This is a genomic window from Paenibacillus hunanensis, from assembly GCF_014645615.1.
GTDB classification, from domain to species: domain Bacteria; phylum Bacillota; class Bacilli; order Paenibacillales; family Paenibacillaceae; genus Saccharibacillus; species Saccharibacillus hunanensis.
The window spans coordinates 849892-857519 of sequence record NZ_BMMB01000001.1 but is presented as its reverse complement, the minus strand read 5'-3'; the positions used below and the strand labels follow the sequence as shown (position 1 = coordinate 857519).

Sequence of the window (7628 nt, the reverse complement as noted above, 5' to 3'; positions counted from 1 at the left end):
AGCAGCAAACCCAGCAGAGGTCGAGCAGCAAGTAAGCGAATACATTGCATTTTATAACCACGACCAATTTCAAAAAAAACTAAACAACCGTTCCCCGGTTGAATACCGAGAAACGGTTGTAGCTTGAAGTGGCTTTTTAATCGTGTCTACTTGACGGGGGGAAGACCAAGTATCTTCTACGACTTTCTTCTCCTCTACTATGTACCTATCCAGCGACTGACCAGCTGGGCGACAATAATCAAGGCTCCGAATTGAAGTGAGGTGCGCAGCGATAGCCATAATAGCTGCTGATGAGTTTGCAGATTACGATGGGACGGCTTCATTTTCGTATACATACGGCATAATGGCAGCGCAGCAAGCAGTACAATAACAGCATAGACCGGGATAACGCGTGCCACGGCACAAAGTGCAATGCTCAATAGCGCCAGTATTAGCAAAAAGACCGAGAAACGAAACGATTTGCGTTCACCCCACATGACGACCAGTGTGCGCTTGCCCACCTGACGATCCGTTTTCCAATGTAAAAAGTGGTGATTGAAAAACGTCAATGTGGTCAGCAAGCCCATCGGCAGTGACAATAACCACAGCCTGATATCAAAATGACCTGTTTGCACATAATACGAGCCCATTACCGGGAATACACCAAATGATAACACATGAGCAAATTCGCTCGTGCCTTTGCCCGCATAGCCATACCGAATGGGAGGTACAACATAAAACAAGGCAAGAAAGCAGCCCAGACCACCAAGTAGCAGCACACCCCAGCCGCTGACAAAGTACAGCAAGACTGCGCAGGCAAGCGCTATACCAAGCATCGCCCACGTTACCAGCTCAAATGTACGCTCGTCCCATTTACCAGATGTTAAATATCCTGAATCGGTAGAAATGGCTTCATCTGATTCATAGGCTGCCTGATCTGCTCCACTACGATAATCCCATAGATCATTAATCATCATCGAAAAAATATGAGCAGCACAGGAGCCAATCATCGTTACCAGTGCAATCCATAGACTAAACTGCTCATTCCATACCCATGCTGCCAGTGTCCCCTGTATGACACATATCGCCATCAAAGGTACAAAGTGCATCCGTGAAGCCTGGCGAAATTCCTGCCATTTGTTCATCGTATCCCCGCTTTCCGTGCAGCATATTCATCTGGTTCATCCAGATGATTCCAGATGGTCATCTAACTCCTCATTAAACGTTGAATACAGATGGGAAACGTTGGTAAATAGATGCGTTGTTCGAAGTAGGATATTCGTTATTCGTTATTCCTTATTCGTCATCAACAATCGATCCATAATGGCTGGATTAAGAAACAGCAAAACTTAAAAAGACTGGAGTTCGCCATGTATACAGCGAATCCCAGTCCTTTTAGCACTATAAATAATTGCTATGCATCAACTAATTGCTATACATCCCACTTGCGGTGATGAAGCCAGAAAGGCTAGCTCCTATCCAATATTACGACTTAAAATATCCAAAATCTCTTCCTTGCTACTCGCCTGAAGCAGCTCTGCGCGGAATTCATCATGAATCAGCTTACGGGACAGAGCGACCAGAATCTGCAAATGCTCATTGCCTGCATTGGCTTCCGGCACACCGATCATGAATGCCATCTGGGCTGGATCTCCATCGAGCGAATCCCAATCGATCGGTTGCTGAAAACGTGCAAAGCCAAGCACTGCGCGTGCCACACCAGCAGCTTTACCATGTGGAATCGCTACACCAAAGCCAATACCGGTCGAGCTTTGCTGCTCACGAGCTAGCACTGCACGTACATAATCTGCTGTATCGGTTACTGCACCTGCTGCGGTCATCCCTTCGGCAAGCTGCTGAATCGCTTCTTCTCGAGTCGATACTGAGGATGGCAGGAAAATACTTTCAGGTTGTAGCAATTCACGAATATTCATGGAATAGGCTCCTTTAGCTTCTATATAATAGATACGGCTTGAAATGACAACGACCGGATAGGGTGTCCGGTCGTTGCTGGGGTAGGGTATAGATTAGGGTTTTGAGGGTAAGGTTATCGTTCGTAGCGATTCAATTAGACTACAGGTGCTTTGCGTTTCAGCAGCAGCACCATCAGTGCAGTTACAACTGTACCGATTGCGATGGACAATACATAATAGCCGAGATGGTCAATCGCATTTGGAATGAACAGTACGAACACACCACCGTGAGGTGCATGCAGTCCACAACCGAACATCATTGATAGGGCGCCAGCTACAGCCGAGCCTACCATAAAGGAAGGGATGATTCGAATCGGATCAGCTGCACCGAACGGAATCGCACCTTCAGTAATAAAGGACAGACCGAGAATGGATGCTACTTTACCTGCTTCGCGTTCTTCTTTTGTAAAGCGTTTTTTCGCAATCAGTGTTGCCAGCCAGATACCAAGTGGAGGTGTCATACCTGCTGCCATAACCGCAGCCATTGGTGTGAAGATCGATGCGCCAAGCAGACCTACTGCAAACGTATACGCTGTTTTGTTGAACGGGCCACCCATATCGAACGCCATCATTGCGCCGAGAATGGCACCAAGCAGAATTGCATTACCCGCACCCATATTGGTCAGCCATGCAGTTAATTGAGCGAGCAGCCATTGAATCGGTTCACCGATAACGTATACCATCAGCAGACCAATGATAAGTACAGACAATACAGGAACGATCAGAATTGGTTTTAGACCTTCAAAGTTACGTGGCATTTTGATGTGCTTGATCAGCCAGTGAGCAACATAACCAGCGATGAAGCCGGCGATGATACCGCCGATGAAGCCAGCGCCCATGTCTTTTGCCAGTACGCCACCTACGAGACCTGGAGCAAGACCGGGTTTACCTGCGATTGAGAAAGAGATGAAGCCCGACAGAACGATAACCATCAGCCCCATAGAAGCGCCGCCGATTGTAGACAGTGCCGCTCCGAGCGAGCCTTCCACTTGATCTACGCCACCTTTTGTAAACGCAAACAAGAAGGAGAAGGCGATAATCAGACCACCTGCGATAACGAGTGGCAGCATATTGGATACACCATTCATCAGGTGCTTGTAGAACAGGTTTTGCTGTTTCACTCCACTATCGGCTGGTGTTGTTGGAGCAGCAGCTGTAGAGCTGGATGGCTGCATATTCAATGCGCGTGTAATTAGCTCACCCGGTATTTTAATCCCCTGTGCTACAGGTACGCGTACAACCGGCTTACCTGCAAAGCGTGCTTCATCCACATCGGTATCTGCTGCGATAATGATCGCATGTGCCTCTGCAATCTCCTGTGGTGTGAGTCCATTTTCGACGCCGACCGCGCCGCGAGTTTCTACTTTGATCTCAATGTCTTTTTCTTTAGCAGCTTTGGCGAGTGACTCAGCAGCCATGTACGTGTGAGCGATACCAGTAGGACAAGCGGTAACAGCTAATAATTTTTTCATTGTAATATCCCCTTCATGTTCATCTCTTTCAATCAGCCATTCATAAATATGCCGTGTACGACTGCGTCTGATTCGGTGCCATCCGAAATATGGTAAAACGCTTACAAACTTGTAAAAAGGTTGTTTGTCGAATCGGTTAAGCGATGATCATGTCCAGTCCGTGCTTACGGAACTGCCCAATCATGGATACAGATGCTCCCCCATCGGTAATGCAATAATCGATATCGGATAGATCGGCGAATTTGGCATAAGCGATACCGCCAATTTTGCTATGATCGGTTAGCAGAATGACCTGCTTGGAAATATCGATCATTTTCCGTTTGATTGCGGCTTCGGTCAGATTCGGAGTTGTAATTCCTTCTCTAATATCCAAGCCATTCGTTGCCATGAATGCTTTGTCCACTCGGATCATATCGAGTGTGCGCTCTGCCATCGGCCCGACAAATGCCTGGGTATCCGGCCTGAGCAATCCGCCAATGATCGATAATTCGATGTTGCGGCAATCCTTAAGTTCCCCCAGTACAATTACCGAATTGGTAATTACCCGGATGCCAGATCGACTACGAAGCTCTCTAGCTAGTGGAAGTGTCGTTGTTCCTGAATCGAGTAGAATCGTATCCCCTTGATTGACCATCTCTGCTGCCCTGCGTGCGATGCGTTCCTTTTCCTCACGATAGGAATCTTCCTTATCAACCATATTCGGTTCAAAGTCAACACTCTGTAGCGAGATCGCTCCGCCATGGGTTCTTTTCAGCAGTCTGCCATCCTCAAGCTCTTTGAGATCGCGCCTGACTGTTGATTCCGAAACCTGAAAAACTTCACCTAGTTCCTGAACCGATGCCCGCTGGTTTTGCTGCAAATACTCCACCATCTTATGCTTTCGTTCTTGCTCGAAAAGCATCGGGACATCACCACCTGTCTGTCAATTTGCTATATCATCATCCAACCTGTGATCGAGGCTGATCATGTATTGTCGCTTCATGATTATTTGTGATCGTTTATGATCATCCTTGATTGATTATGATTATAATAACGCTTTCATGACTTGTCAATAACTTTATTTTCCGGCTTCTAAACGGTGGTTACTTTAGCAACTTATGTATATTATATCGTCTGGAGTTCCCTTTAATTTTACAGTTTTCGGATAAAAAATTTATTTTTTTATTCTTATGAGCTGAGCTATATATTTGCTATTATCCCTTACTATGACTGGAATTTTATAAATTCGATCCAATATTCATCATGCTCACTATCTCTATAAGCTTCCATATCTATTTATTATTATTGGAATTAGTAATCTTATCCTTTTCGGCAGAAAATGTGCAGGCTAGCGATGATTGATTCGTAAACATATCTGTGCACGGATGATCATACCAAAACGATCACAAATGCGCATATATGCAAATAGCAATGTATTTCGATCATCAATATGGTATTATTCCATCATCACGACTTACTTATGTTGTACATAGAAAAAGAAGCTGGAGAGGAAGAGAAGGATTAAAATAATAAAAGTAGCTAATCAAAGGGGCGATTTGATGAAAACTAAACGAACTGGAATGCAGGAGCATGCTGTCCATTCCATCTGGCGCTTGTATGCTCGTCCAGCTGTAGCTGTAGTGCTCACATCGACAATGTTAACGACAGGTTTAGTCGTACCCTCTTCAATTCTCCGTAGTGCCGATGCAGCAGTGACTAGCTCTGCTTCTACAGCATCGACTTCCAAGCAAGCGGTAAGCGCAAAGACAGCTCAGCAATCGTACAATCTATTTCTACAGCGACTGCAAAAGCCATCTACACTCGGGTTAGCACGTGCAACGCTGATTAACCGTATTGCTCAGTTCGATACGTATCGCGCCAGTATAGCTGTGCTTCAATTGGAAAATGCGTATAATCAGCATTTTAGTTATGCGGAAGACCTGATCTATCAGGAATCGATTCAGGATGAGTTAATGAAGAAATATAAATCTGACCTGACGATGAAACAGGCGGTCTCCCTGATGTCACGCGCGTCGGATCGCAAGGCAATGCAGACGCTTGCAGATATGGGCTATCGTCTGGAAACGAGCGAGGGTGTCTTTTATCCGATCATCGATTATCCAGCGTTCAGTCCTTTCCTGTCTTATGTTAGCCCGGACATTCGCGATTATATCCTGATCATGTCGGAGGAAGCGAAGTCTGCAACGACGAGTGATGCAGGAATTGTGATTCCTCCGGCAGAAGTGGTCAAGCGCGGACTAGCTAAGGAGACCTTTCTGAACAAATATGCGGTATCTAATCGACGTGCTGCTGTGGAGCAGGACTATCGACTGAGCCAGTATTATATTTTCTATGGTCCCGACAATACTCCACTGTTCGATCCTCAGACGCTGGAGATTGATCCGCAGTTTCAGGAAGCGTATCGCAAGCTACTGAATAACTATAGTGCTGAGCAGATTAAGAGCAGTAAAATCCTGACCAATCTGTCTGATCTGATGAAGCTGGTCGATCAAAATGGTGGGAAGCGTACCAGTGTGGTAGATCAATTTTTAGAAAAGCGTGTGGGTACACTATTTTAATTCTTCCTGAGCATATATTTATGCTTGAAATACGTCATATACAATACAGTAACGATGATGCTATGCTAAACCTTAACATCGATCGAAAGGGTGACTCCAAGCCAATGATCTACTAATCCTACTTCCGTAACAAAACATTTCGTTTGTATCATTACGAATGTGCGGATAGGATTAGTATGGCTTTTATAGCAATAGTAGGCGATGGCTGCTTTTGAAACAAAGCAGTCTCTCTTACTGTTCGTATGCCTGCCTCCTATCCAGCTATGTTTGGATATGGAGGTTTTTTGCATGTTCTGTCATACAGGTCTAGATACGCATACGATACGTAAAACTATTGCACAAAGCAGGAGGTCTCCATATGTTTACATTTAAAAATCCTAACGTCATACTCGCCGTTCTTATGATCAATATGTTTATCGTAATGGTAGGTGTTGGACTCATTACACCCATTCTGCCACAGTTGATTATTGAATTTGGAGCTAGCGGGCAGGCGATCGGGCTATTAGTAGCTGCTTATGGCATTACACAGTTTCTCCTTTCTCCTATAACAGGACGACAGTCGGATCACTATGGTCGGAAAATTTTTATCGTTACGGGTATGATTGTATTTGCGATCGCCAAATTGATATTTGCAGTCGGCGATGTGTTGTGGATGCTCTATGTTTCCAGATTGCTGGAGGGTGTGGCAGCAGCCTTGATCGTGCCGCCAATGATGGCGTATGTCGCTGATATCACAACGACTGAGAAGCGTGCTAGAGGAAACAGCTTGTTAAGTGCTGCTATGTCCGCTGGATTCATAATTGGGCCTGGTCTGGGTGGTTTGCTGGCTGAGTATGGCACACGCATTCCGCTCTGGGTAGCAGCAGGGGCGGCCATGATCAGCGTTATGTTCTCCATCGTCTGTTTACCAGAAAGCTTATCCCGATCACATCGACAGGTAGCTCGGGCTGGTCGTACGTTACAACCATCCCTATTCAAGCAATACGCTAAATCACTGCAATCGAAGTATGCACCATTATTTATTCTTGTGTTGGTGATGACGTTTGGATTGGCTAACTTTGAATCGGTACTTGGATTGTATGTAACTAAGCGTTTTCAATTTTCACCGCAATATATTGCTATCATTTTGACAACCGGAGCTGTGATTGGCGTGATGATGCAGATGTTTCTTGTCGCACGAACGATAAAACAGTTTGGCGAACAAAAGACCATCAAAGCCTGTCTGCTGATTACCTCACTTGCCTATATCGTGCTACTACTAGCAACTCATTTTTGGAGCATATTGCTACTTACTTCCGCCATTTTCTTTGCTACTGCTATGCTGCGTCCCGCTTTAAATACACAGTTATCCAAAATGGCTGGCGATGAACAAGGTTATGTGGCTGGTATGAATAATGCATATATGAGTATGGGAAATATTATAGGCCCTCTTTTGGCAGGAAGCTTATTTGATCTTCATATGTTCGCTCCATTTATGGCAGGCTGTATCATTTTGTTCATCGCTTTTATGATGACGCTTCGATTGAGCTCAAGCCAGACAGGCAGATGACGTGCTATTTGTTGTTGAGCAGTCCAAGTCTATAACCAATGGATACACTGTAGAAGCTTGATCGATATATGATCGGTGTAAAAAGCCGCCTTGGAAT

The 7628-nt window shown here is 45.2% G+C and carries 7 protein-coding genes; 3 read left to right on the top strand and 4 right to left on the bottom strand.

What is annotated here, in order from left to right; genetic code table 11:
- Positions 1-127, top strand: a 127-nt coding sequence (locus IEX62_RS24080) for an IS3 family transposase (protein WP_188773994.1), incomplete at its 5' end; no start/stop codon positions are given.
- A gap of 70 nt (positions 128-197) precedes the next feature.
- Here the strand turns inward: IEX62_RS24080 and IEX62_RS03535 are convergent.
- The 4 genes from IEX62_RS03535 to IEX62_RS03520 form a co-directional block, all read right to left on the bottom strand.
- A complete protein-coding gene (locus IEX62_RS03535; protein WP_188773993.1) occupies positions 198-1124 on the bottom strand; it encodes a prenyltransferase in 927 nt (308 codons plus the stop codon).
- 330 nt (positions 1125-1454) lie between these two features.
- Entirely contained in the window at positions 1455-1913 is a 459-nt protein-coding gene (locus tag IEX62_RS03530) for a PTS sugar transporter subunit IIA (protein ID WP_188773992.1), read from the bottom strand.
- A 134-nt stretch (positions 1914-2047) separates the two neighbouring features.
- On the bottom strand, positions 2048-3424 hold the full coding sequence (locus IEX62_RS03525) for a PTS fructose transporter subunit IIC (protein WP_188773991.1): 1377 nt from the start codon (positions 3422-3424) through the stop codon (positions 2048-2050).
- A gap of 136 nt (positions 3425-3560) precedes the next feature.
- Complete coding sequence (locus tag IEX62_RS03520; RefSeq protein WP_188773990.1) at positions 3561-4325, bottom strand: DeoR/GlpR family DNA-binding transcription regulator; 765 nt, start codon at positions 4323-4325, stop codon at positions 3561-3563.
- A 637-nt stretch (positions 4326-4962) separates the two neighbouring features.
- On the opposite strand from IEX62_RS03520, the gene IEX62_RS03515 reads away from it, so the two are divergent.
- Complete coding sequence (locus tag IEX62_RS03515; protein WP_188773989.1) at positions 4963-5982, top strand: hypothetical protein; 1020 nt, start codon at positions 4963-4965, stop codon at positions 5980-5982.
- A gap of 358 nt (positions 5983-6340) precedes the next feature.
- Positions 6341-7531, top strand: coding sequence for an MFS transporter (locus IEX62_RS03510; protein ID WP_188773988.1), 1191 nt, complete (start codon positions 6341-6343; stop codon positions 7529-7531).
- Positions 7532-7628: the final 97 nt, after the last annotated feature.